Genomic DNA, 22,836 nt, shown 5'->3' with positions numbered 1-22,836 from the left:
GTTACTGGCCATCATTTCTGGTCAGTAACTTGAATAATAAATATAAGAAAAAATTATCTCATTCGTTTGAGGTTATACGTCACGACTCCCCAAATAACCAGTTCTTGCCCCTCTTCAATATAAATATTCTGATAATCAGGGTTTTCTGCTTTTAGCCAAACTTTAGGCGGCTTAAATTGACTATCAATCATTAAGCGCTTCACAGTGAAATCATTGTCGATGAGTGCAATCACAATATCACCCGATTTAGCGGGAATGCTACGGTCTACAATAAGCGGGTCATTAATATCAATTCCGGCGTCTAGCATGGATAAAGAATTGGCTTTGACAATAAAGGTGGCATTTTCATTTCTAATTAAATATTCATTTAAATCGAGTGCTTGCTCTATATCATCTTGCGCAGGCGAAGGAAAACCTGCAGCCACACGTTCTGTTGCTAAAGGAATCTGATAAATTTTATCGTTGTTTGGATGCACCTGCTGTATTTTTAGTTTTGAGGTGAAATCTGTCTGGTTATCGGTTTTGACATTATTCAGTAACCAATTTTTGATAAAGTTAACTTGAGACTCGGGAACACGAATCACTTTGGTGGGTTCATTGAACTGTGCTTTACGGCCGGCGTTTTCCCGCGCACCGCCATGCTCGAATTCTTTTTTCTTTGGCATACCGCCTCCATCTCACCGTTCAAATCCTACACAAATAATGTAACTTGAAAAAGTTACATTTTCAAGTTGACGAAATATTTTTTTTGCATAACAATAAATTTCATGATCAGATTTTAATCCATTTTACTTTTAACAGGGATGCTAAAACGAAAATGGCAATTTGAAGAGAATCAAAACCCATTGTGAAATAGTCCTTATTACTGACTGTTTTGATTTTTATCAAATGAAATTCTGAACACTTAAATATGAGTTAGATTCAGTTTTTTTGGTATGGAGACATGCGAAATGAAAAATCAACGTGATGCAGTTTTAGGTTATGCAAATGAACAACATGCTTACTTTATCCGTCTTATTGAAAATGATGCGGTATTAGGCGAAAGCTATGGAATTTTCTGTGAAAATCCGGAAAGTGAAGCAGCCGAAAGTATTATGACGACACTATTTTTAAAGAAATCTTTTTGGATAAATGGCTCAGAATTTACAGATATTGTAAAAGGTTTACAGCCTCTTACTCACTCATAAGTTTATAAAAATCATAAAAATAAAGGAGGCATAATGCCTCCTTTATTCTCAAAAACTGTCTGCTTAAGACGTAAAGCGTCCATACGCATCGCGTTTTTGATTACGAGAGTTTTGTCCACGACCATCTGAACGGCCACGGCGATCATCGTCGTCATCGTCATCATAACGGCTACGACCACGACCTCGGCCACCTGAACGACCGCGATCATCATCTTCATCGTCGTCATCACGGCTGCGACCACGGCCTCGGCCACCTGAACGGCCACGATCATCATCTTCGTCGTCATCATAACGACTGCGACCACGTCCTCGGCCACTTGAACGACCGCGATCATCATCCTCATCGTCGTCATCACGACGGCTGCGGCCACGACCTCGGCCACCAGAACGGCCACGATCATCATCTTCGTCGTCGTCATAACGGCTACGGCCACGACCTCGGCCACCTGAACGACCACGATCATCTTCATCGTCGTCATCACGACTGCGACCACGACCTCGGCCACCTGAACGGCCACGATCATCATCTTCGTCGTCGTCATAACGGCTACGGCCACGGCCTCGACCACCTGAACGGCCGCGATCATCATCTTCATCGTCGTCATCGCGGCTGCGACCACGACCTCGGCCACCTGAACGGCCACGATCATCTTCGTCGTCATCATAACGGCTACGGCCACGGCCTCGACCACCTGAACGGCCGCCGCGATCATCATCTTCATCGTCGTCATCACGGCTGCGACCACGTCCTCGGCCACTTGAACGACCGCTACGATCATCATCTTCATCGTCATCATAACGGCTACGGCCACGGCCTCGACCACCTGAACGACCGCGATCATCATCTTCATCGTCGTCATCGCGGCTGCGACCACGTCCTCGGCCACCTGAACGGCCGCCGCGATCATCATCTTCGTCGTCATCATAACGGCTGCGGCTACGGCCTCGACCACCTGAACGACCGCGGTCATCATCTTCGTCGTCGTCATAACGGCTGCGACCACGACCATTACGATCATCATTCTTATGACTTAAAGCACCAGCTTCACGAGCCTCTTCTGAGGTAAATTCATGTGCGTTACCACTGGCATGTGCAGCTCGTCCAGCTTCACGAGCTTCTTCTGAAGTAAATTCATGTGCATTGCCACTTGCATGCGCAGCACGCCCACCTTTACTGGCTATTTCTCTGACTCTTTCAGGATCCATACTTGCAAATCCACGATTTGAAGTACCTGAACTATTGTTATCTTGATCTTCATATCTAGTATTAGCCATAGTTATATCTTCCTATATTAAAATTATAGTCGCTACCGCTTTTACTTAACGGATAAATTTAAGATAAGAGATTTAGAATATTTTTATACCGATGCTATGTTTCAATCTTTTTAAATGTATATAAATTAAAATAGAGATAAATACACTAAGATGATTATTTAAATAAAGATTTTATCAATTAAAATATTTATAAATTATTATGCACTTTTACCTTTTAAATACTCATCATACTTATTATTACTCAAACCTACATAACAATATATTTTTACAAATGTATTTAAAAATCCATTTTAAATAACATAAACTTTCAGAATGTACAAATCAATAAAAAACAAAAACATCTTTTCTCTTGAAGAAACAAATCAAAAATACAATTAAAATTATTTAAAAACAATAACATAAATGATTACTTTTCTAAAAACAATTCACTTGAGTGAACAAAATCACGATTTAAAATTAATATATAATATTTATGAGAAATGAATCATGCAATTAACTCAAACACAGCCAACGCTACAATATATTCATATTTCTGTACCTGAAATTTTACTTGGTAATATACGGATTAAAAACTCTTGGCAGAATTATAACCAAGAATGGAGCTACAGATTAGACCCGCCTCATGCAAGTCACCCTTTCCAAAGAGACTTATATATTATTAAATCAAAAGATATTGAAAAAGAAGACATAAAAAAGCTAGTAGATAAAGTAGCTTCTAAAAATAATAAAAATAAATATAACTTAAAGACAATAGTAGAAGCAGAAACTTTAATAAAAGAAATTTTAGATTTATCTAATTATATACCTATAGAGAATTGGTTAAATGACACAGGCAACCGATCTATTATTGAAAGTATGATTGATAAAAATAAGGTTAAATTATTAGATATTACTTAATAAATTCTCAATGTTATATTTTTTTACATCCTTATATATAAAATAACAAAGTCAACTTTTTAAAAAAGACTATTTACTCATATTCACGTGCAGATTAATCACTATAGAGGGACTGAAATTTAAATAGAGGTAGTCTAGACATGGAAAATACAACAAATGAGTATCCATCTGCAGTTCCTGCACAAGTTCAACCTCATCAACCAGGTGATCAGGAGAAGATGCATCCTGAACCAGAAATCATTAAAGCATCGCATAAAGGTAGTGAGAAACTAAAAGGTAAAGTTGCTGTCATTAGTGGTGGTGATAGTGGTATAGGCCGTTCCGTTGCCGTGTTGTTTGCTCGTGAAGGTGCCGATGTTGCTGTACTGTATCTTGAAGAAGACCAAGATGCCGAAATCACCAAACAGCTCGTTGAAAAGGAAGGACAACATTGTCTTTTATTAAAAGGTGATATTTCCGATGCAGACCTTGCCAAACAGAATATTGATAAGGTTTTACAGCACTTCGGTAAAATTAATATCTTAGTAAATAATGCTGGTGTTCAATATCAGCAAAAAGAAATTGAAAGTATTAGTAATGAGCAATTAGAAAAGACATTTAAAACAAATATTTTTGCCATGTTTTATTTAACCAAAGAAGCGATTCCTTATATGGAAGAAGGTGATACTATTATTAACACTACTAGTATTACCAGCTATCAAGGTCATGATGAGCTCATTGATTATGCGAGTACTAAAGGTGCAATCACCTCTTTTACTCGTAGCTTATCGAACAATTTAATGAAACAGAAAAAAGGGATTCGTGTAAATGGTGTTGCGCCAGGGCCAATTTGGACTCCTCTCATTCCAAGTAGTTTCGATACAGAAACCGTCGAAAAATTTGGTAAAGATACCCCAATGGGTCGAATGGGTCAGCCAAGTGAAGTCGCCCCTGCTTACCTTTTCCTTGCCTCAGACGATGCAAGTTATATTACGGGTCAGGTGATTCATGTAAACGGTGGACAAATCGTTAATGGCTAAGCACTAACATGATTTGAAAAAGCCCTGAAAGCTTCAACTTTCAGGGCTTTTTTATTTAAGCCGGTACGTGTGCGGCTATTTGTTCTCGTGACCAAACACGATGAGCTTTAATCAGATTTTTAAATTTTTCCGCAATATGCTGGAACTCATCTTCTATTAAAGTTCCTTCATCTGCAACTAAACCAAGTGGCTCAAGCAAATCAGATTTATTACCTAAAAATGCAATGGGTTTTAAATGCTTATAAGCTTCGAGTACATAATGGCGCGCTACCCCATCTTGCATTACTGCATTTAAATTATCGCCATCTGGAACAATTACAGCATCATAAGCAATTGAAGGTTCAGCCATTTGCATACCATCCGCCACAATAATGTTATCTTTATGGTCTTTTACTGGAGCCAAGCTCGGCGCTAGTAAATGAACAACCACACCTTCTTTAATCGCCCAATTTTTAATAGCTTCAAGTGTATCTGACTTCACAAGATTATGAATAAGTACAGCAACTTTTCTACCTTGAATATTCTCAGGTGGGAAAGCTAAAAGAGATAACTTGGCGGATTTTTCAATTGCTGTTTTCTTATAGTTTAGGGTTAAGTCAGGCACTTCAATACCTAGGTTCGCACCGACTTGACGTGCCAAATCGAGGTCAATATTTGCCAAAATTTGTTGAACTTGGCGCTCACGAATATGTTTTCTTTGAACTTTACTTAACTCAAAAGTATAGGCATCGACCACGTGCTTTTGCTCATGCGGTGCAAGGCTTTTGTAATAAAGTCGAGGCTGTGAAAAATAGTCAGAGAACGTCTCACTTCTTTGACGAAGTTTATGTCCGCTGATTTTTTCAGGATAACTTTCAAAACCACCATTTGAAGCCGCTGGTGGAGTTTCGACTGGCCAATTTCCATCAATTGAGTTTGGTTGATATGAAGCTTGGCCCTTATGAATAGTATGTTGATGAATGCCATCACGTTGATTGTTATGGAATGGGCACACTGGTTTATTAATCGGAATTTGGTGGAAGTTTGGTCCACCTAAACGGCTTAATTGGGTATCTGTGTATGAAAATAGACGTGCTTGTAAAAGTGGATCATCTGTAAAATCGATACCAGGTACTACATGGCCCGGACAGAAAGCCACCTGCTCTGTTTCAGCGAAGAAGTTATCGACATTTCTATTTAAAACAAATCGGCCAATTGGCGTAACAGGAACTAATTCTTCAGGAATAATTTTGGTTGGGTCCAGTAAATCGAAGTCAAAGTTCATTTCATCTTCTTCTTCGACAATCTGCACGCCGAGTTCCCATTCGGGATAAAAACCTTGCTCAATTGCTTCATAAAGATCACGACGGTGAAAATCAGGGTCTTTACCTGCAAGTTTCTGAGCTTCATCCCATACCAATGCACTCAAACCTTGTTTTGGTGTCCAGTGAAATTTTACGAAATGTGATTTACCTTCAGCATTAATTAAACGGAACGTATGTACACCAAAACCTTGGATTGAACGAAAATTACGAGGAATCGCACGATCTGACATTGCCCAAATCACTGCATGCGCAGACTCAGGAACTAAAGACACAAAATCCCAGAAAGTATCATGCGCAGTTGCACCCGTCGGGATTTCTGTATCGGGTTCAGGTTTTACTGCATGCACAAAGTCTGGAAACTTAATCCCGTCTTGCACAAAAAAGACAGGTGCGTTATTCCCCACTAAATCAAAGTTACCTTCTTGGGTATAAAACTTAATTGCAAAACCACGAATATCACGGACAGTGTCTGCTGAACCTCGTGGCCCTTGTACTGTTGAAAAGCGTACAAAAATAGGCGTCTGAATAGTTGGATCTGTTAAAAAACCAGCTTTGGTTAAACGTTCATTTCCTTCATATGCCTGAAAATAACCATGTGCCCCTACACCACGCGCATGTACAATACGCTCAGGTATACGCTCATGGTCAAAGTGGGTGATTTTTTCTCTTAAAATGAAATCTTCCAATAAAGTTGAGCCACGAATACCCGCTCTTAAGCTATTTTGGTTATCCGCTATTTTAACCCCCTGATTGGTGGTTAATGCCTCATTGGTTGCATCATCTCTTACTGTGTCTAACTGTTCAGTTTTCTGGGTAGTATTGGCTTTATTTGCTGCATCGGCGCCAGCCATTTCACTTGTTTTATTAGTTAATTTAGTTTTATCGTTCATGTCCATTACCTATGTTTTGAAAGTTAAACTTGGGGTTGCGGTTGAAAACGTTTATCAAACTAGTTTTTAAACGTACCTAAATAAGGAAAAAGAAGTTCTACGTATTTACGAGTACTCCAAAGACCAATACTTTTATGATGAGAATCAGGGGCTAGAAATGGGGTAAGTTTGCATATTTTTATTGCAAGATCGCTTGATTGCAGCACGCGCTCTTGCAGTGCATCAAGCTCGCCATCAGAGATATAGCTAAATAAATAGTCCTGAATACGCTGGCTATTTTTTAGTTCTCTGCTGTATGCCAAGAAGTTAGAAGAATGATCACTACCAGCAATCCAGTCATGAATAATTTGGCGCTCTACAGGGTTAAACACCCCAAACATTTTTCCATTTTCTTCATTAATCATTCGCCAGAACACGCTCTGTTCAGGGTCGGTATTAAATTTAATCCATTTCTGTTCAGTTAAATGAGTGATCAAACCTGCAATATCATCAGGGTTTGATAGCCACTGATTAATGGTTTTGCAGCCAAACTGTCTGGTTTCGTTATGAATTAGCTGCCCGACAAGTGCTTTTCTTTTCAAAATTTTATGAACAAAGTCTTCAAGACTTAAATTCTTGATAATATTTGAGGAAGATTCACCACGGTTATTCAAGGCAAAACCTTGTTTTAACTTGGTAAAGAAAAGCTCTTTATCTCTGTATTTGTTGTAAATATCTTCAATAACTTTAATGGCTTTATGGGCATGGCCATTGTCAATGTTATCAATGGTGATATGTAGATTAAAATATTTAGAATCAATGCCTAATTCGGCAAGCTCATAATTTGAAATTAAAAGATGCAGTGGAAGCTGTTCATATCCTAAATTAAAACCAACCATCTCAGGAATAAACTCAGGTGGTGCATACCCTAGTGCTAGCTGAACGACTGCTTGATGATAGTATTCGTCTTCTAAAAGCAAATCGAAACTGTCGAGTCCAAGACTACGTAAAAGATCATCATAAATACAGACATGGTTCGCTTTCGGTTCACCTAAACCAAGTTCTTCCAAATAAGTAATAATGAGCTCATGAAAGACTGGATCATTCCAATAATGCACTGAGCTATATAACCATGCACCATCGACCTTTTTAGTCGGCGATACTTTTATGAGAAATTCAAACGCCTGAGCAACATTCTGAAAATACTCTCGATCCTGACCAGCTTGCCTACGGTTTAAATATGCCTGAAATTCCTGACAATTTTTTTTATTATCGTTCTCACACCATGTTTTAATCGAATTGATATCTGAAGGAAAATCTATTTCCTTCATCTTTAATTTTTCAATCTCTTTAATCAGAAAATCTCTTGCCTTTTTCTCTTTCTCAAAACTCGAAACATCAGGATCAAGGAAAAAAACGAATAATTCATAATAATTTTGTTGATTATCTTGTAATAAGTCTAATAATCTTTTTTTCACTACAACAGGCATTTTCATTCTCCGTTTGTGAGATATCAATTACCATACGTCACCCGAACTATAATCAAGTTTTAAGTTTGTTATTTTGCGTTATTAAAAATTAAGACAAACCACATAAATCAAAAAAATTCAAAGATATACAAATTAACGCAAAATTACATTTAAACTTTTAGAATTATTTAAGCTTCTGTTTTTATATAAAATTTGCAAAACTTAATCTAAATTTACATTAATTTCACCATCAAAATTATAAACATTAAAAAAATAACAAAGCAAACAGTTAAATAGTTTTATAACATTTTAAAAACAATTAAATGGAGAATTAAAATGTTTAATTCATGTTGCAAATTATTAGCAGATGAAAAAATTAAAATTGCTTTTTTTGAAAGCGCTTCTGCTGGCTATCTTGCTTATCGTTTCTCTTTGAGTCCTTATTCCGGAGATATTCTTATAGGTAGTCTGGTAAGTTATGACCTTCGTGTAAAGGAAAACACCCTACACATTTCAGAGCAACTTATTGAAAAATATACAGCTGAATCGATGCAAGTGACTGTTGAAATGATTAAAAAAGGAAAAGAGCTTTTGCATGCTGACCTGTATGTTGCCTGCACAGGTCTCTTAAAAAAAGGGGGTTCTGAAACAGAGGAAAAACCTGTAGGAACGTTCTTTTATTCAATATATTATAAAAACAATTTTTATAATTTTAGACGTGTTTTAAAAGGACCAGCCTTTTTAAAACTTAGAAAATTGACGTACTATATTACTCAAGATATAAAACTTATTATATTAGATGAAAAAGCCTCTTAAATTATATAAAAAGTTAACAAATATACATTTGGAAATATTTATTATCTTTCTTAAATATTATGTGCTGAAATGTAATTTTTTAAACATTCATATTAATAATGTTTAGGACTAAAAAACACATTCACTAAAAATCAGTAAGTTATTTAAAATTGATAGTTTTTAAATTTACATTTAAATATAGGGTAACACCCCTACCCTACACATTTAAAAGCTACATGTTTTAATAACCCTATCTGAAGCTCTCAGATAAAACACATCGTCATAATTGATATGAGGTAATTAAAAATGAGCACTACTAATAATCAAGCAAATCAACGCAATAATCAGCAACAGCAACAACAGCAAAATGACTCTCGTAACAACCAACAGCAACAAGACAATCAACAACGCAATAATCAGCAGCAACAGCAAAATGATAACCGCGGCCAACAACAAGGATCTAACCAAAAAGATTCTGGCCAACAAAATTCAAATAACAACCAACAACGTTAATTGTTTGTAGTTGTTCTTTGATGCGGTCGATCATTTAGGAAGGTGAATTCACCTTCCTAAATCTAATATAAGCATAAAATTCAATAAAATATGAGGGAATTCTGATGACAGATCAAAATACAGATCATGCTCAATTAGTAGCTGGCGATCATAACTATTCTGACTCTCGCTGGCGTGAAAGCTATCTTACCCGACCTTATTACCAAGAAGCGCAATTAACAACACCAGATCTAGATTATGATCGTGATTTTTCTGCTGCTTATGAACTTGGTCATCGGGCTCGTTCTGAATCTAAGGAAGGAACTCAGTTTGAAGACATGGAAGGTAGTTTGCAGCAAAAATGGGAAGAACTCAAAGCTGAGTCTCGCTTAAAATGGGAACACGCGAAACAAGCCATTAAAGATGCATGGGATGACATTTAACATCCTCAAACGGTCCAAAGCTATAAGCTTATTTCCTATTGGCCCTGGGAAATAGGCTTTTTTATTGTTTTTGTTTTGCCCGCGTTTTGCTTTGACACCATAAATCTCAGAATCGTTAATGCAAGTACCCTCTGTAAAATACACAAACATACATATCAACTTGAATATCCATAATTACTGGCTTATCAAAATAAAAACCTGACTTAAATCATCAAGTCAGGTTTTCGTTAAAATCAATTTTGATTTTTCTTAAAATATTCAATTATTTCTTCGCCATTATTTACCGGCTTTTTCTGTGAAGGATAAGTTTCCTCATAAGCATAAGCTGGTAAAGTAATTTTGGCCTGAATTGGAGGTAATTTCTCTTGCCCACCCGTTGTAATCCGCTCAATAAAACCAGCAAGCCAAAGTACAAACTCCTGTGTATTCTTACTTTTAGGAATAAGACTTAAATCCAATTTAATTTTTGACTCTTGTAAAGGCTTAATTAACAGCTCAGCAAAATCAATATAATTATATAAAAGCTTAAGCTGTGTCCCCTTTATTTCATGTCTGAGCTCAATCATCAAATTGTTAAGATCTTCCATCGGTTCATCCGTAAAACCCTTTTTTTCTTTAACATTTTGATATATTTTCTCAGCTATTTTTAAATATTGGGGCATATCCTTACCTTTATAGTTCATTATTACTAAAATGAATTTTGGATGAATATAAATAAGCTATTGTGTTTGTTTTATTAACTTTTTGAAAAGATATATTTAGTTTGCAACAATTCAGAAACACTAGCACCCAGGCCACAAACTTAATATAATTAATTGATTAATAATATATTTTCATCTATTTAATTTTTAATATACTTTCTTTCCTAGATAAAATACCTATAAAAAAAGCCCACTTAATAAGCAGACTTTTTTTAAGAAAAACTAATTATTGTGAGTTTCTATTCATATCATGAGGTGCTGCAGGATCACTTGCTTCATGCATTCCATCATTTCTTGAATTGCGGTCTTGGCAAGCGCTCATACCCATAGCAATTGCAAGCACCATACTCACTGCACAAAAGATTCTTACCATTTAGATCACCTTTATAAATATTAAAATGTAGGTTTATGAATAACATTATCTTATGTTGGCCTACCGCAGTGGTTCTCTTAACTTTTGTAGATTATGCAAGCTTATGTAAAAACCCTAAAATATGATTAATAAAATTATATTTCTTGCAATTGAAATTTTGGTTATTTTTTGGCAAGCAGTGGATATACTCCATAGCCCAAATTATAAAAATCGAATTATTAAATAGTTTAGCCAAACAACACATCTAATTAACGGTATTGATATACTATATAAATAAACAATTAATAAATATTTGATATATATGATTAAAAAACGACACCGCCAGTAAAATAAAAATTAGTTATAGTCATATAATATTTTTTAATTTTTCTATTTTCTAAATAAAAACAGGTAAATATTTATATCAATTTATATAAATCAATCTTTTATTTTTGCAATTGACCCACTCTAATGCTCAGCTTATGATGCTCGCGCTGACAAATTTTGTCAGTCGGTTTTAGCAGACCGTCTACCTAAGTGCACTAAAAACATGTTTTTTGGTGTGAAGCCCCTCGTGCCTTTGATGGAGGAACGAGAGTGGGACACCTTCGGGTGTGCTGGTTTCTTAGGTATCAGTCTGCTAACCCCCTTTCGTTTCACCACCATAATGATTAGCAATGAGTGGGCGTAACTTCTTTTAATCAAGGAGTCACTCATGACTATTATTCTATATTTTTTACATTCTCTTATTGATCTTACTTATATTCGACGTCTTTTATTTATTCAGGCATTTTTTAGAGATCGCTCTACTCATCCCTCTAAAATAAAAACCTTATATTAGAGTTCAAAAGTTGTTTACTTAATTCTTTTGCTTACCCATCTATATAAGTTGGGATCAAAAGTTTTATGTATTCAAAAACCACATCATAAAGATTAGAACTTCTATCAACATCACTTAACGATAACAACAACCTATGCAGAGTAACAATAATGTTTTTTCTCTATCGTTTTGTTTTGGTGAGCCTTCTTACAATTAGTGTTTTAAATCTAATGGGCTGTAGACCTATGAGTAAAAAGGAATTTAATACGCGTTGTGTGTGGGCGGGACATGACCTTTCACAGTGCAATTGTATTTATAACTCGTTAGAGCAGCACTATTCACCGCAGTTTGTAGAAAGCTTACCCAAAGTGAGTTTACAGAATATTGATACCAAAATGAATTTTGTAGAAACCATGAATAAAACAATGCAACAGTGCCAATTTAGCGCAAGAAAATAGTGTACTAACCTATAGGAGCATGCTCTACCAAAAAATCTAAAAATGCACGTACACGATTAGGGACATATTTATCATGACCAATCCAAACAGCATGAAACTCTTCAGAAGCATGAATATTCCAGTCTTCAAGAATTTTGACGAGTTGTTTTTGCTGTAATGCTTTTTGGATTTGAAATTCATTGAGTTGAGCAATACCAACACCTGCCAGTACCAACTGTAAAATTGCTTCACCGTGGTTTACTTTCAAAACTCTAGAGGGGGTTAGATTAATTTCCTGATCTGCTTTTTTAAATAGCCAAGTTTTATTCTGGCGCTGATAACTTACATCTAAAAGCTGATGTTCATGCAGTTCATCTGGATGTTGAGGGCAACCATGCTGTTCAATGTATGCGGGTGAACATACATAAACTTTATGCGTACTACCGAGTGAGCGAGCCACCAAATTGGAACTTTTTAATGGTCCTGTCCGAATTGCAACATCAATTCTTTGCTCAACCAAATTAATGACTTCGTCACTCAAATGAGCCTCTAACTCAATTTGTGGGTAGCGCTGATTAAATAAGGAAATACACGGTAATAAAAAGTGAGTCCAATATGAAAGACTGGTATGGATTCTAATTCGCCCTTTCGGTATATGATTTGCGGTAACGGATTGTTCAAGTTCATCTAAATTATTGAGTATTTGAAGACCTTGCTCATAAAACTGGCATCCTTCACTCGTAAGCTGGAACTGACGTGTTGAACGGTTCAATAATCTGACACCAAGTCTTTTTTCTAAACGGGAAATTAACTTACTGACCGCAGACGGCGTCATATCACATGCCCTTGCTACGGCTGAAAAACTTCCAAGCTCGACCACACGTATAAAAATTGCCAACTCGCCAGATCGATTAATATCAAAATAAGACATAACAAAATTTATTTATGAATTGTATTCACAAATCTTATTCCGCTTAGCCCGCTATAACAAGGCATCAATTTATTTCAAGATATCTTTAATTTGTTTTAAAGAGTTCACGAGATGAAACTTTATCAAGCCACCCTATTTTCTTTAACTTTATTTACGAGCGTTACACAAGCTGAAGTACCAAAGCATCAGTGGATTACCACTTGGTCTGCGAGTCCTCAAAAAGTCTGGAATAAAGACTTCGTTTTTCCAACCCTTATTCCAGAGCAAATATCCAACCAAACAATTAGGCAGGTAAGCCAAATTAGTTTAGGTGGTGAAGCTGTTCGGCTTGTTTTTACCAATCAATATGGCGAGCAACCGCTTTATATTGAGCAAACAACAATTGGTTTAGCGAACGCAGCAAGCCTGAAATCTAAGAACACCTATCCTGTTTATTTTTCTGGTCAACTTAAAGCAAAAATTTTACCGGGCAAACAACTGGTGAGTGACCCAATCAAGTTAGCTGTTCCCGACCATACTCAATTGGTTATAAATAGCTTTATTCAAAAACCAACAACTTTTAAAACTTTCCATTGGGATGCTAAACAAACCAGTTGGCTAATTACTGGAAATCAAACAACAAATTTAACTACGCCAACCGATGCCAAAACCACAACGGCGCGACTATTATTGTCGGCTATAGAAGTAAAACCCAAACAGAAAGCACATGTAGTTGCAGTCATTGGAGACTCGATTACCGATGGCGCAACCGCGACTTTAGATGCTAATAGCAGATGGACCGACTTTTTAGCTAAGCGTTTATCAGCACACCAAGTAGCAGTGATTAATAGCGGAATTTCAGGTAATCGATTACATACCGATGGTATGGGCGATAGCGTTTTAAAACGCTTAAACAGTGAAGTATTTCAATATTCAGGTGTTAAAACTTTAATTGTTTTGATTGGTATCAATGACATTTCATGGCCCGGTACAGCTTTTGCTCCTAAACAGCAAATACCTTCTTTTGAAGCCTTAACTAAAGGTTATCAACGTGTTGTGAGAGAAGCTCACAAACAAGATATTCAGGTGATTGGTGCAACTTTACTTCCGTTTTCTGGTGCTTTGCCGAATACCCCTTTAGATAATTACTATCAACCTAATAAAGATCAATTACGTCAACGCATTAACCACTGGATAAGAACCAGTCATACCTTTGATGGTGTACTTGATCTTGATGAAGATTTAAAAGATCCAAAACATCCTGATCGGTTAAATCCAATTTATGATTCAGGAGATCATTTACACCCCAATGACCACGGTAATCAACACATGGCAGAATTGGTACAGTTAGACCAGATTATTAAAAATTAATAATTGCCCCATCAGGTGAACCTATTCACCTGATGGGAATAACTATTTAGAAATCGTAACTCGCTATCATGTTAAAGCGGTTATCAATCCCGTTACGACCATCGAAAGTTTCTCGCTCACCATATACATACTCAATACCTAAGGTAATTGGTTTGTATGGGTTATACATCGTATTTACCCAGCCCTGCCAAAGCTGTTTGTTTTGAGTCGTGCTATTGTGCTGTAATTCGGCAAAACGGTTATCATCTTTGGCCTTCATATAGCCATAAGCTAAAGTCGAGCGAATTTTCGGTGTAAATTGATGAGTTACGCCCAAAGACACCGTATCAAATTCATTGCTATGCATGTTGTTCTGCTCATCTATTGCATAGCCACTATTGCTCCACAATAAGAAACGCCCATCGCCTTTGACATGGTAATAATCGGCTTTAAATAAAGTATCGGGTGTCATTTGGTATTTACCACCGAAACCTACGCCCCAAGCCCATTCACTGTCATTATTCGTTCTTTTTTCTGCAACAAAACTACGGCCTGAAAGCATCGAACCATTGGCAAATTTATGATTTAAGCGCCCCACTAAAGCAGGTAAACGCATTTTGTTATCTGGGTCTGTTGCCGCTGTATATTTCGGGTCTTCAACTGATACTGCAAAACTTGTATTTGCCGTTAAGTTATCGCTATAGCGAACCATTGGCGATCTAAGCAAGGCACTACCTACAAATGTTCCTGCATCGATTGTTTCTGGGTAATATTCAGGTGCAATAAATGTCGACCATGTTTGACCAATCAGCCATTTATCAAAAGTTAAATAAGCATGACGTATCCGAAACTGATCACGAGTGGCTGCTCCAAAGAAGTCCATTTCTAACTTTCCACCCACATCGCCAGCAGTTGTCGGTGTTTTAAAATTCAATCCGAAACGAGTTACATAGACCGTACTGTGCAATTGGTCCTTCTGGGCAGATTCTTCTGGCGTATGTTCAAGTGGAACCCCACTAATATTGTTATACATCGTAGATGCACCCTTAATTTGATAAGAAGCATCTGCCCGTATATATCCATATAAGTTAAATTCTGTACCAGATTTAGTTAATACTTGCTGTATAGATTGCGGAGCTTGAGTAGCCACAGGAGCGACTTGTTCTACTTTTTCTTGGGTTAAAGATTTTTGAGTTTGTATATCTGCCTGTAGCATTGCCCGTAATTCGTTTACTTCTTGGCGAAGTTGCTCTATTTCAGGTTTTATTTGACCCGCAAAAGCAGAAGACATAAGTAACGACACAGAAACCGCCAATAGGCTTTTTTGAACCATTGTATTTAAAGCTTTCATCATGAAATTTTCCTTTAGACCTTTAAACAGACTTAAAGATCTCGACATCCTTTTTGTTATGTACCTATCTAAAATAGATCCTTGAAAATTTACCTCTCTTTCACAAGAAAGATCTTCCCTCATATTTTTAGCCCCATCCTCCCTAAAGCAGCAAAAACGACTGTTTAATTTTTCATTTTTATATTCTCATCCACATTGAGAATATTCGGTTTTAACCCCTTATTTATATTCCCCAATAGTATTATTTTTTTGCAATAAACCCCTGATAAGTCAAAATTTGTGTATAAGTCTGTATGCTTTCAAAGCCAGTTTTTTCCAAAAGTTTTATATATCCTTCAGTGGTTAGGCTAAAAAAGTCCTCCGCCATACGCTCTAACATTTTTTGACATTGTTCTTCTGTTAGACCTTGTGCCAAGCATAAATAACGTAAAGCGTGAAGATGCTGTGGATTTACACACGTCATTAAATCGTAGGTCAGCAAAACTGCCTTTTCTTTTAAGCGATCATAAATATCCTTAAAGAAAACAGGTTTTATGTCATCTGCAATAAAATGCGCTACAAGAATAGACAATGCAGCATCGAAACATGGTTCCAAAGGCAGTGCTGAAGTATCACCATGAATAAAAGTCACTTGTGAAGATTTATCTAAAAGTTCAACCTGTTCCTGTGCTTTTTGCAGCATGGTTAAAGATGGGTCAACTGCTGTAAATTTCCAGTTTGGATGCCTTTTAAGTAAATATTCGAGTTCATACCCCGTACCACAGCCCACAATTAAAATATGAGCATTAGGTTTCAACACAGATTGCAAAATGGCATCCACCTGTAGATGGATGACTTCATAACCCGGAATTAATTTACGAATATGTTTGTCATATCCTTCGACTACCTTTGGGCTATTAAAGTCTTTTGCCATTTCGTTTTATCCCTTTATAAACTGCCTTTTAATTTATAGTTTGCTGCACTTTGTCTGGAATTTTGACTTCTTTAGTCAAAGACATTTCCCTTTAAATTAAGTTCAGCTCGCATAATTTCCTGCAATTTAAACTTTTGCGCTTTGCCTGAAGCAGTCATTGGAAACTCATTAAAGAATCGGACATAACGCGGCACTTTATTATGGGAAATGTGTTCTTTGCAGAATTGGCGAATGCTGTCTTCGTCGACTTGGTGATGCTCATGCAAAATAATACAAGCACAGAGTTCTTCACCATATCTCGCATCTGGCAAGCCAATGACTTGAACATCGCTTACATCTGGATGGGTATATAAAAAGTCTTCAATTTCTTTTGGAAAGAGATTTTCCCCACCACGAATCACGACATCTTTAATACGGCCTTTGATTTTAATAAAACCGTCTCGGTCCATTTCGGCAATATCACCCGTATGCATCCAGCCAGCTGAATCAATGACCTCTTTGGTCTTTTCTTCTTCACCCCAATAACCAGCCATCACGGAATAACCACGAACACATAACTCGCCTAAAGTCCCTTGCGGAACAATCTGCCCTTCTAAATCGACAATTTTAATTTCAACATGCGGATGAACATGTCCAACGGTACTCACTCGTTTATCAATCGAATCATTTACCGAACTTTGTACACTCACTGGCGAAGTTTCAGTCATGCCATAACAAATGGTAATTTCCGACATATGCATTCGGTCTATGACACGTTGCATAATTTCACGTGGACAAGGACTGCCTGCCATAATGCCCGTTCTTAAACTCGACAGATCAAACTCATTAAACTGTTCATGTTCTAAGGTGGCAATAAACATGGTTGGCACGCCATAAGCTGCCGTACAACGTTCTTGATGAATCGCTTTTAAAGTTTCTAAAGGATTAAATACCGCCGATGGATAGACCATGGTTGACCCATGCGTCACACACGCCAGATTCCCCATCACCATGCCAAAACAATGAAATAAAGGCACAGAAATACAGACTTTATCTTGAGGGGTTAAACGTATCCCTTCACCGACAAAATAACCATTATTTAAAATATTATGATGGGTCAACATGGTCCCTTTAGGGTTACCTGTTGTGCCTGAGGTAAATTGAATATTAATGGTTTCATCAAACTGATGTTGCTTCGCTAACTGTTTTAATTGTTCTAGCTGTTCAGAAGTTGGTGTGGTGACTAAATCACTAAAACGATAAATTCCCGTATGTTGTTGTTCATCGATTTTAATCACAAATTTTAAATGTGGCAGGCGCTCTGAATTGAGCACTTTATCTGTACAGGTGGTTAACTCAGGGGCAATTTTTGTGAGTAATTCTTGGTAATCAGTGGTTTTGAATTGAGAAGCTATAATCAATCCTTTGCATGAGACTTTATTCAATACATATTCAAGTTCATGGCTTTTATAAGCAGTATTCAAGTTAACTAAAATAATTCCTGCTTTAAAAGCTGCGAATTGAGTAACCGTCCATTCCACACAGTTAGGCGACCAGATGGCTAATCGATCTCCTTTTTTTAATCCCAATTTTAAAAGGCTACACGCAAAAGCATTTACTTCATCCTGTAAAGCTTTATAGGTTAATCGTCTGTTTTGATGAAAACTGACGATGGCTTCCTTTTCAGCATATTGCCGACAGGCCTGATCGAATTGTTCACCAATGGTCATACCCAATAAGGGCTGTGTGCTTGGTCCCGAGGCGTAGCTTAACCGTTCTTGTTGCATTGAATCATTCTCCTTGATTCTTCTAATTCTCTTCTTACCTGATCTAATTGTTGTTACTGCAACTACTTTTCCAAACCGCCTACTTTGTAATGTTTATCCTTTATATGCCCTATTTCTTCTGCACAGCATCTACACAAAAGTCAGCAATCTGTTTTGAAAAATAGTCTTTGTGCGCAAGATCAAACTTTGTATTTTGAGCTGGGTCTAGGGGTTCAACCACCACATAGGTCATGGCACCGACTACACAAAGTGCTGCCGTGTTTAAATCATCCAAGACAAACTCACCACTTGCATTTCCATCCGCAAGTATTTTTTTAATACTTTGTTTAATCAATTGCTTCACACGAAAACGCTCATGTTCAACCGTTGAATCGACGGGTTCAAACATGAGTGAATATGCAAGCTGAGGACTATTGAGTGCCCGTTTTACAAAGGTTGCCACCGCCTTGTGTAATTTCTGCTTTGCCGATAAATCACTTTCGGTAATCGAATCAATCACCAATAGCTCTGTATTAATGGCATCAGACAAAACTTCTATTAGCACTTGGCTTTTATTATCGAAGTAGCGATAAACCAGTCCACTTGATACACCTGCTTGCTCTGCAATTGTTTGTATTTGCGCGTCCTTAAATCCTCCCTCTGAAATTATTTTTCTGGCTGAACTCAAAATTGACTTTCGATTTTGCTCCATCCGCTCTTGCATTAAAGATGATCGTTTATAGCTCATAATTTATTCTCTAACAAATAAAATGAATTGTAAATCATTTTATGAATCTGTATTCACTTTTTCAAAAAATCATTGTATGGTAATTATCAAATACCCACAAAATATTTTATGGACAACAAATATAACCAATAGGATGAAAATATCATGAACCTACGCAGCTTGAATTTCGGTCTAGATGAAACTTTAATTGCGCTTCAAGATTCGGTAGCCGCATTTTGTGCAAAAGAAATTGCACCAATTGCCCAACAAGTTGATCAAGACAACAAATTCCCTGCACATCTCTGGAAAAAATTCGGAGATATGGGCCTTCTAGGCATGACGGTTTCTGAAGAATATGGCGGTGCCAATATGGGTTATTTAGCTCATATTATTGCTATGCAAGAAATTTCTCGTGCTTCGGCAGCCATTGGGTTGTCTTACGGTGCTCATTCTAATTTATGCGTAAACCAAATTAACCGTAACGGTAACGAACAGCAAAAACAAAAGTATTTACCAAAACTGATTTCTGGTGAATATGTAGGTGCCCTTGCGATGTCTGAACCAAATGCGGGTTCAGATGTGGTTAGCATGAAATTACGTGCAGAGCTAAAAGGTGATCACTTCGTTTTAAATGGTTCAAAAATGTGGATCACCAACGGCGGTGATGCAGATGTATTGGTGGTTTACGCTAAAACTGATCCGCAAGCTGGTGCAAAAGGGATGACTGCCTTTTTAATTGAAAAAGGCATGAAAGGCTTTAGTCACGGTAACCATTTAGACAAACTCGGTATGCGTGGTTCTAACACTTACCCACTGTTTTTTGACAATGTAGAAGTCCCTGCTGAAAACGTACTCGGCGGTGTCGGTAACGGCACAAAAGTACTCATGAGCGGCCTAGACTATGAACGAGCAGTTTTAAGTGCTGGACCTTTAGGCATTATGGATGCCTGTTTAGATGTGGTGATTCCCTATTTACATCAACGTGAACAGTTTGGTCAGGCTTTAGGTGAGTTCCAGCTTATGCAAGGCAAACTTGCCGATATGTATTCAACTTGGTTGGCATGTAAAGCACTCGTTTATGCTGTTGGTGCTGCCTGCGACAAAGCGGATCATGACCGCAGCCTACGTAAAGATGCTGCAAGTGCCATTTTATATGCTGCCGAAAAAGCAACGTGGATGGCTGGTGAAGCAATTCAGACTTTAGGCGGTAATGGTTATATCAATGAATTCCCTGCTGGTCGCTTATGGCGCGATGCAAAACTTTATGAAATTGGTGCCGGAACTTCTGAAATTCGCCGCATGCTGATTGGCCGCGAACTCTTCAATGAAACCAAATAATAATTATAAATAAGGATGCATCTTATGAACCAATTACAAAGCAAGATTAATGTTCGAAGCGAAGACTTCAAAACAAACCAGCAAGCCATGCAAACATTGGTCACAGATCTCAAACAAGTTGCCCAGCGTATTGCGTTAGGCGGTGGTGAAAATGCCCGTCAAAAACATTTGGCTCGAGGTAAACTTTTACCCCGTGAACGTATTGATCAACTGATTGATGTCGGTACGGCATTTTTAGAAATTGGTCAGTTGGCAGCGTACAACGTTTATGAAGATGATGTTCCTGCTGCGGGTGTGATTGCTGGTATTGGTCAAGTCAACGGCGTAACTTGCATGATCGTTGCCAACGATGCAACGGTTAAAGGTGGAACGTATTACCCACTTACGGTTAAAAAGCATTTACGCGCACAAGAAATTGCTGAACAAAATCACTTGCCTTGTATTTATTTAGTAGATTCAGGCGGTGCCTATTTACCAATGCAAGATGAGGTTTTCCCAGACCGTGATCACTTTGGGCGTATTTTCTATAATCAGGCACGCATGTCCAGCCTAGGTATTGCCCAAATTGCCGTGGTAATGGGTAGCTGTACCGCAGGTGGTGCGTATGTACCAGCGATGTCTGATGAAACGATTATTGTCCGTAATCAAGGTACGATTTTCTTAGGTGGTCCCCCTCTGGTAAAAGCTGCAACTGGCGAAGTGGTGAGCAGTGAAGATTTAGGCGGTGGTGATGTTCACACACGTCTTTCAGGGGTAGCTGACCATTTAGCCGAAAATGATGAACATGCAATTGCCATTGCGCGAAACATTGTTGCGAACTTAAATAAAAAGCCAAATGAGTTAAATAAGCAAATTGATGAACCATTATTTGATGCATCGGAACTCTATGGCGTGGTGCCAAGTGATGCGCGTAAACCTTTCGATGTGCGTGAAGTCATTGCACGTATTGTAGACGGCTCTCGTTTTGACGAGTTTAAAGCCCGCTTTGGCTCAACACTTGTAACGGGTTTCGCTTCTCTCTACGGCATGCCAGTCGGCATTATTGCCAATAACGGAATTTTATTTTCCGAGTCTGCTCAAAAAGGTGCTCACTTTATTGAACTGTGCACACAGCGCAATATTCCATTGTTATTTATACAAAACATCACCGGCTTTATGGTCGGTCGCCAGTATGAAAATGAAGGGATTGCAAAAAACGGCGCTAAATTGGTTATGGCAGTTGCAACCGCAAATGTACCAAAACTTACCCTGATTATTGGTGGTTCGTTTGGCGCAGGTAACTACGGTATGTGTGGTCGCGCTTATTCACCACGCTTTTTATGGACATGGCCAAACTCTCGTATTTCAGTGATGGGCGGCGAACAAGCCGCAAGCGTACTTTCAACTTTAAAGCGCGATCAAATTGAGCAAAAAGGTGCAGAGTGGTCAGCGCAACAAGAAGATGAGTTTAAGCAACCGATTCGTGAACAATACGAGCGCCAAGGCCATCCATACTATGCTTCTGCCCGCCTTTGGGATGACGGCGTAATTGACCCAGCGCAAACTCGTCAGGTACTTGGTTTAAGTCTTGCAGCTGCTATGAATGCTCCAATCCAGCCAACCAAATTTGGCGTGTTCCGCATGTAAGAGGTGTATATGAGCTATCAATTTTTACAACTCGAACAACAATGTCAGGTTGCCTATGTTTGGCTGAACCGCCCTGAATTACACAATGCTTTTAATACGACAGTCATTGAAGAACTACATGCCTGCTTTAAACAAATTAATACGCGTGATGACATTCGTGTTGTGGTTCTAGCAGGTCGCGGCAAAAGCTTTTCGGCAGGTGCCGACCTCAACTGGATGAAACAGGCAGGTCAGGCATCTTCAGCAGAAAATGAAGCAGATGCATTAAAACTTGCACAAATGCTTGATGCACTTGCAACGCTTAAACAACCGACCATTGCCCGAGTGCATGGCATTGCCTTTGGTGGCGGCATGGGTTTAGCGTCAGCATGTGATATTTGCATTGCCAGCACTGATGCCAAGTTTGCAACATCTGAAGTTCGTTTAGGGCTTGCTCCATCTACCATTAGTCTTTATGTAATTCGTGCAATTGGCGCAAGACAAGCGTCTCGTTACTTCTTAACTGCCGAGCGGATTTCAGCACGTGAAGCCAAACAAATTGGTTTAGCACACGAAGTAGCAGATGCTGAAGACTTAGATAAAAAAGTTCAAGAAATTATTGATGCTCTATTACTTGGTGGCCCGCATGCTCAAGCGGCCTCAAAACAACTCATTCAAATGGTGAGCAACCAGACCATGAGCAATGATTTGCTGCAACAGACAGCTCATCATATTGCTCAAGTTCGTCAAGGCAGCGAAGCAAAAGAAGGTCTAAGTGCCTTTTTAAATAAACAACAGCCTGCTTGGGTTTCTAACTCGAATAACAACAATTAAGGA

At 38.0% G+C, this 22,836-nt stretch carries 22 protein-coding genes and 1 pseudogene; 11 read left to right on the top strand and 12 right to left on the bottom strand.

Annotated features, from left to right (window positions below; all coding sequences use genetic code 11):
* Positions 1-53: 53 nt before the first annotated feature.
* Positions 54-665: a LexA family transcriptional regulator gene (locus tag ACG59Z_RS09295; protein ID WP_024433330.1), complete on the bottom strand. Its 612-nt coding sequence runs from the start codon at positions 663-665 to the stop codon at positions 54-56.
* Positions 666-950: 285 nt separating this feature from the next.
* Here ACG59Z_RS09295 and ACG59Z_RS09290 point away from each other — a divergent pair, with 285 nt between their 5' ends.
* A complete protein-coding gene (locus tag ACG59Z_RS09290) occupies positions 951-1,187 on the top strand; it encodes a hypothetical protein (protein ID WP_191014963.1) in 237 nt (78 codons plus the stop codon).
* Positions 1,188-1,250: 63 nt separating this feature from the next.
* On the opposite strand, the gene ACG59Z_RS09285 is transcribed toward ACG59Z_RS09290, so the two are convergent.
* Positions 1,251-2,462, bottom strand: a complete 1,212-nt coding sequence (locus tag ACG59Z_RS09285) for a KGG domain-containing protein (protein ID WP_400198935.1) — start codon at positions 2,460-2,462, stop codon at positions 1,251-1,253.
* Positions 2,463-2,948: 486 nt separating this feature from the next.
* Between ACG59Z_RS09285 and ACG59Z_RS09280 the strand changes: the two genes are divergently transcribed.
* A complete protein-coding gene (locus ACG59Z_RS09280; protein WP_400198934.1) occupies positions 2,949-3,359 on the top strand; it encodes a DUF6367 family protein in 411 nt (136 codons plus the stop codon).
* 140 nt (positions 3,360-3,499) lie between these two features.
* On the top strand, positions 3,500-4,378 hold the full coding sequence (locus tag ACG59Z_RS09275; protein WP_400198933.1) for an SDR family oxidoreductase: 879 nt from the start codon (positions 3,500-3,502) through the stop codon (positions 4,376-4,378).
* 55 nt (positions 4,379-4,433) lie between these two features.
* Here the strand turns inward: ACG59Z_RS09275 and katE are convergent, their stop codons facing one another.
* Both katE and ACG59Z_RS09265 read right to left on the bottom strand, forming a co-directional pair.
* Positions 4,434-6,578 carry a catalase HPII gene (gene katE / locus ACG59Z_RS09270; protein ID WP_400198932.1) on the bottom strand — a complete coding sequence of 715 codons (2,145 nt, stop codon included), beginning with the start codon at positions 6,576-6,578 and terminating at the stop codon, positions 4,434-4,436.
* A gap of 53 nt (positions 6,579-6,631) precedes the next feature.
* Positions 6,632-8,041, bottom strand: coding sequence for an iron-containing redox enzyme family protein (locus ACG59Z_RS09265; protein ID WP_400198931.1), 1,410 nt, complete (start codon positions 8,039-8,041; stop codon positions 6,632-6,634).
* A 315-nt stretch (positions 8,042-8,356) separates the two neighbouring features.
* Between ACG59Z_RS09265 and ACG59Z_RS09260 the strand changes: the two genes are divergently transcribed.
* From ACG59Z_RS09260 to surA1, 3 genes are all read left to right on the top strand, one after another.
* On the top strand, positions 8,357-8,836 hold the full coding sequence (locus ACG59Z_RS09260; RefSeq protein ID WP_400198930.1) for a CinA family protein: 480 nt from the start codon (positions 8,357-8,359) through the stop codon (positions 8,834-8,836).
* A 285-nt stretch (positions 8,837-9,121) separates the two neighbouring features.
* On the top strand, positions 9,122-9,328 hold the full coding sequence (locus ACG59Z_RS09255) for a hypothetical protein (protein WP_263613473.1): 207 nt from the start codon (positions 9,122-9,124) through the stop codon (positions 9,326-9,328).
* 104 nt (positions 9,329-9,432) lie between these two features.
* Positions 9,433-9,750 (top strand): surface antigen protein 1, encoded by a 318-nt coding sequence (gene surA1 / locus ACG59Z_RS09250; protein WP_000132044.1) that lies wholly within the window; start codon positions 9,433-9,435, stop codon positions 9,748-9,750.
* 69 nt (positions 9,751-9,819) lie between these two features.
* On the opposite strand, the pseudogene ACG59Z_RS09245 reads toward surA1, so the two are convergent.
* The 3 genes and pseudogenes from ACG59Z_RS09245 to ACG59Z_RS09235 all read right to left on the bottom strand — a co-directional run.
* A pseudogene (locus tag ACG59Z_RS09245) lies at positions 9,820-9,900 on the bottom strand (hypothetical protein); the annotation flags it as partial.
* Between the two features lie 83 nt (positions 9,901-9,983).
* Positions 9,984-10,412, bottom strand: coding sequence for a hypothetical protein (locus ACG59Z_RS09240; protein WP_343569479.1), 429 nt, complete (start codon positions 10,410-10,412; stop codon positions 9,984-9,986).
* Between the two features lie 265 nt (positions 10,413-10,677).
* Entirely contained in the window at positions 10,678-10,824 is a 147-nt protein-coding gene (locus tag ACG59Z_RS09235) for a hypothetical protein (RefSeq protein WP_263613471.1), read from the bottom strand.
* Between the two features lie 969 nt (positions 10,825-11,793).
* Between ACG59Z_RS09235 and ACG59Z_RS09230 the strand changes: the two genes are divergently transcribed.
* Positions 11,794-12,081 carry a hypothetical protein gene (locus ACG59Z_RS09230; protein ID WP_400198928.1) on the top strand — a complete coding sequence of 96 codons (288 nt, stop codon included), beginning with the start codon at positions 11,794-11,796 and terminating at the stop codon, positions 12,079-12,081.
* A 4-nt stretch (positions 12,082-12,085) separates the two neighbouring features.
* Here ACG59Z_RS09230 and ACG59Z_RS09225 read toward each other — a convergent pair whose 3' ends face one another.
* Positions 12,086-12,991: a LysR family transcriptional regulator gene (locus ACG59Z_RS09225; RefSeq protein WP_400198927.1), complete on the bottom strand. Its 906-nt coding sequence runs from the start codon at positions 12,989-12,991 to the stop codon at positions 12,086-12,088.
* 111 nt (positions 12,992-13,102) lie between these two features.
* On the opposite strand from ACG59Z_RS09225, the gene ACG59Z_RS09220 reads away from it, so the two are divergent.
* Positions 13,103-14,341: an SGNH/GDSL hydrolase family protein gene (locus ACG59Z_RS09220; RefSeq protein ID WP_400198925.1), complete on the top strand. Its 1,239-nt coding sequence runs from the start codon at positions 13,103-13,105 to the stop codon at positions 14,339-14,341.
* A 46-nt stretch (positions 14,342-14,387) separates the two neighbouring features.
* On the opposite strand, the gene ACG59Z_RS09215 is transcribed toward ACG59Z_RS09220, so the two are convergent.
* The 4 genes from ACG59Z_RS09215 to ACG59Z_RS09200 form a co-directional block, all read right to left on the bottom strand.
* A complete protein-coding gene (locus ACG59Z_RS09215; RefSeq protein ID WP_400199075.1) occupies positions 14,388-15,671 on the bottom strand; it encodes a DcaP family trimeric outer membrane transporter in 1,284 nt (427 codons plus the stop codon).
* Between the two features lie 241 nt (positions 15,672-15,912).
* The gene (locus ACG59Z_RS09210) at positions 15,913-16,584 is read right to left on the bottom strand and encodes a class I SAM-dependent methyltransferase (RefSeq protein WP_400198924.1); all 672 of its coding nucleotides are present in this window, start codon (positions 16,582-16,584) and stop codon (positions 15,913-15,915) included.
* Positions 16,585-16,655: 71 nt separating this feature from the next.
* The gene (locus ACG59Z_RS09205) at positions 16,656-18,350 is read right to left on the bottom strand and encodes an AMP-binding protein (RefSeq protein ID WP_400198922.1); all 1,695 of its coding nucleotides are present in this window, start codon (positions 18,348-18,350) and stop codon (positions 16,656-16,658) included.
* A gap of 109 nt (positions 18,351-18,459) precedes the next feature.
* On the bottom strand, positions 18,460-19,077 hold the full coding sequence (locus ACG59Z_RS09200) for a TetR/AcrR family transcriptional regulator (RefSeq protein ID WP_400198920.1): 618 nt from the start codon (positions 19,075-19,077) through the stop codon (positions 18,460-18,462).
* Positions 19,078-19,221: 144 nt separating this feature from the next.
* Between ACG59Z_RS09200 and ACG59Z_RS09195 the strand changes: the two genes are divergently transcribed.
* Genes ACG59Z_RS09195 through ACG59Z_RS09185 form a run of 3 tightly spaced genes read left to right on the top strand, consistent with a single transcriptional unit; the run spans position 19,222 to position 22,833 of the window.
* Positions 19,222-20,394, top strand: a complete 1,173-nt coding sequence (locus ACG59Z_RS09195; protein WP_400198918.1) for an isovaleryl-CoA dehydrogenase — start codon at positions 19,222-19,224, stop codon at positions 20,392-20,394.
* 24 nt (positions 20,395-20,418) lie between these two features.
* Positions 20,419-22,020, top strand: a complete 1,602-nt coding sequence (locus ACG59Z_RS09190) for a carboxyl transferase domain-containing protein (RefSeq protein WP_257934532.1) — start codon at positions 20,419-20,421, stop codon at positions 22,018-22,020.
* A 9-nt stretch (positions 22,021-22,029) separates the two neighbouring features.
* A complete protein-coding gene (locus ACG59Z_RS09185; protein WP_400198916.1) occupies positions 22,030-22,833 on the top strand; it encodes an enoyl-CoA hydratase/isomerase family protein in 804 nt (267 codons plus the stop codon).
* Positions 22,834-22,836: the final 3 nt, after the last annotated feature.

Source organism: Acinetobacter sp. ABJ_C1_1 (assembly GCF_044684115.1).
Taxonomy (GTDB): domain Bacteria; phylum Pseudomonadota; class Gammaproteobacteria; order Pseudomonadales; family Moraxellaceae; genus Acinetobacter; species Acinetobacter nosocomialis_A.
The sequence above is the reverse complement of the archived record's forward strand: the minus strand, read 5'-3'. Positions and strand labels throughout refer to the sequence as shown.

Coding starts and splice junctions, on each gene's coding strand:
- ACG59Z_RS09280 (WP_400198934.1), top strand. CDS start 2,949: ATGCAATTAACTCAAACACAGCCAACGCTACAATATATTCATATTTCT.
- ACG59Z_RS09210 (WP_400198924.1), bottom strand. CDS start 16,584: ATGGCAAAAGACTTTAATAGCCCAAAGGTAGTCGAAGGATATGACAAA.
- ACG59Z_RS09205 (WP_400198922.1), bottom strand. CDS start 18,350: ATGCAACAAGAACGGTTAAGCTACGCCTCGGGACCAAGCACACAGCCC.
- ACG59Z_RS09200 (WP_400198920.1), bottom strand. CDS start 19,077: ATGAGCTATAAACGATCATCTTTAATGCAAGAGCGGATGGAGCAAAAT.
- ACG59Z_RS09225 (WP_400198927.1), bottom strand. CDS start 12,991: ATGTCTTATTTTGATATTAATCGATCTGGCGAGTTGGCAATTTTTATA.
- ACG59Z_RS09190 (WP_257934532.1), top strand. CDS start 20,419: ATGAACCAATTACAAAGCAAGATTAATGTTCGAAGCGAAGACTTCAAA.
- ACG59Z_RS09235 (WP_263613471.1), bottom strand. CDS start 10,824: ATGGTAAGAATCTTTTGTGCAGTGAGTATGGTGCTTGCAATTGCTATG.
- ACG59Z_RS09215 (WP_400199075.1), bottom strand. CDS start 15,671: ATGAAAGCTTTAAATACAATGGTTCAAAAAAGCCTATTGGCGGTTTCT.
- ACG59Z_RS09195 (WP_400198918.1), top strand. CDS start 19,222: ATGAACCTACGCAGCTTGAATTTCGGTCTAGATGAAACTTTAATTGCG.
- ACG59Z_RS09220 (WP_400198925.1), top strand. CDS start 13,103: ATGAAACTTTATCAAGCCACCCTATTTTCTTTAACTTTATTTACGAGC.
- surA1 (WP_000132044.1), top strand. CDS start 9,433: ATGACAGATCAAAATACAGATCATGCTCAATTAGTAGCTGGCGATCAT.
- ACG59Z_RS09290 (WP_191014963.1), top strand. CDS start 951: ATGAAAAATCAACGTGATGCAGTTTTAGGTTATGCAAATGAACAACAT.
- ACG59Z_RS09255 (WP_263613473.1), top strand. CDS start 9,122: ATGAGCACTACTAATAATCAAGCAAATCAACGCAATAATCAGCAACAG.
- ACG59Z_RS09265 (WP_400198931.1), bottom strand. CDS start 8,041: ATGCCTGTTGTAGTGAAAAAAAGATTATTAGACTTATTACAAGATAAT.
- ACG59Z_RS09275 (WP_400198933.1), top strand. CDS start 3,500: ATGGAAAATACAACAAATGAGTATCCATCTGCAGTTCCTGCACAAGTT.
- katE (WP_400198932.1), bottom strand. CDS start 6,578: ATGGACATGAACGATAAAACTAAATTAACTAATAAAACAAGTGAAATG.
- ACG59Z_RS09230 (WP_400198928.1), top strand. CDS start 11,794: ATGTTTTTTCTCTATCGTTTTGTTTTGGTGAGCCTTCTTACAATTAGT.
- ACG59Z_RS09285 (WP_400198935.1), bottom strand. CDS start 2,462: ATGGCTAATACTAGATATGAAGATCAAGATAACAATAGTTCAGGTACT.
- ACG59Z_RS09260 (WP_400198930.1), top strand. CDS start 8,357: ATGTTTAATTCATGTTGCAAATTATTAGCAGATGAAAAAATTAAAATT.
- ACG59Z_RS09185 (WP_400198916.1), top strand. CDS start 22,030: ATGAGCTATCAATTTTTACAACTCGAACAACAATGTCAGGTTGCCTAT.
- ACG59Z_RS09240 (WP_343569479.1), bottom strand. CDS start 10,412: ATGCCCCAATATTTAAAAATAGCTGAGAAAATATATCAAAATGTTAAA.
- ACG59Z_RS09295 (WP_024433330.1), bottom strand. CDS start 665: ATGCCAAAGAAAAAAGAATTCGAGCATGGCGGTGCGCGGGAAAACGCC.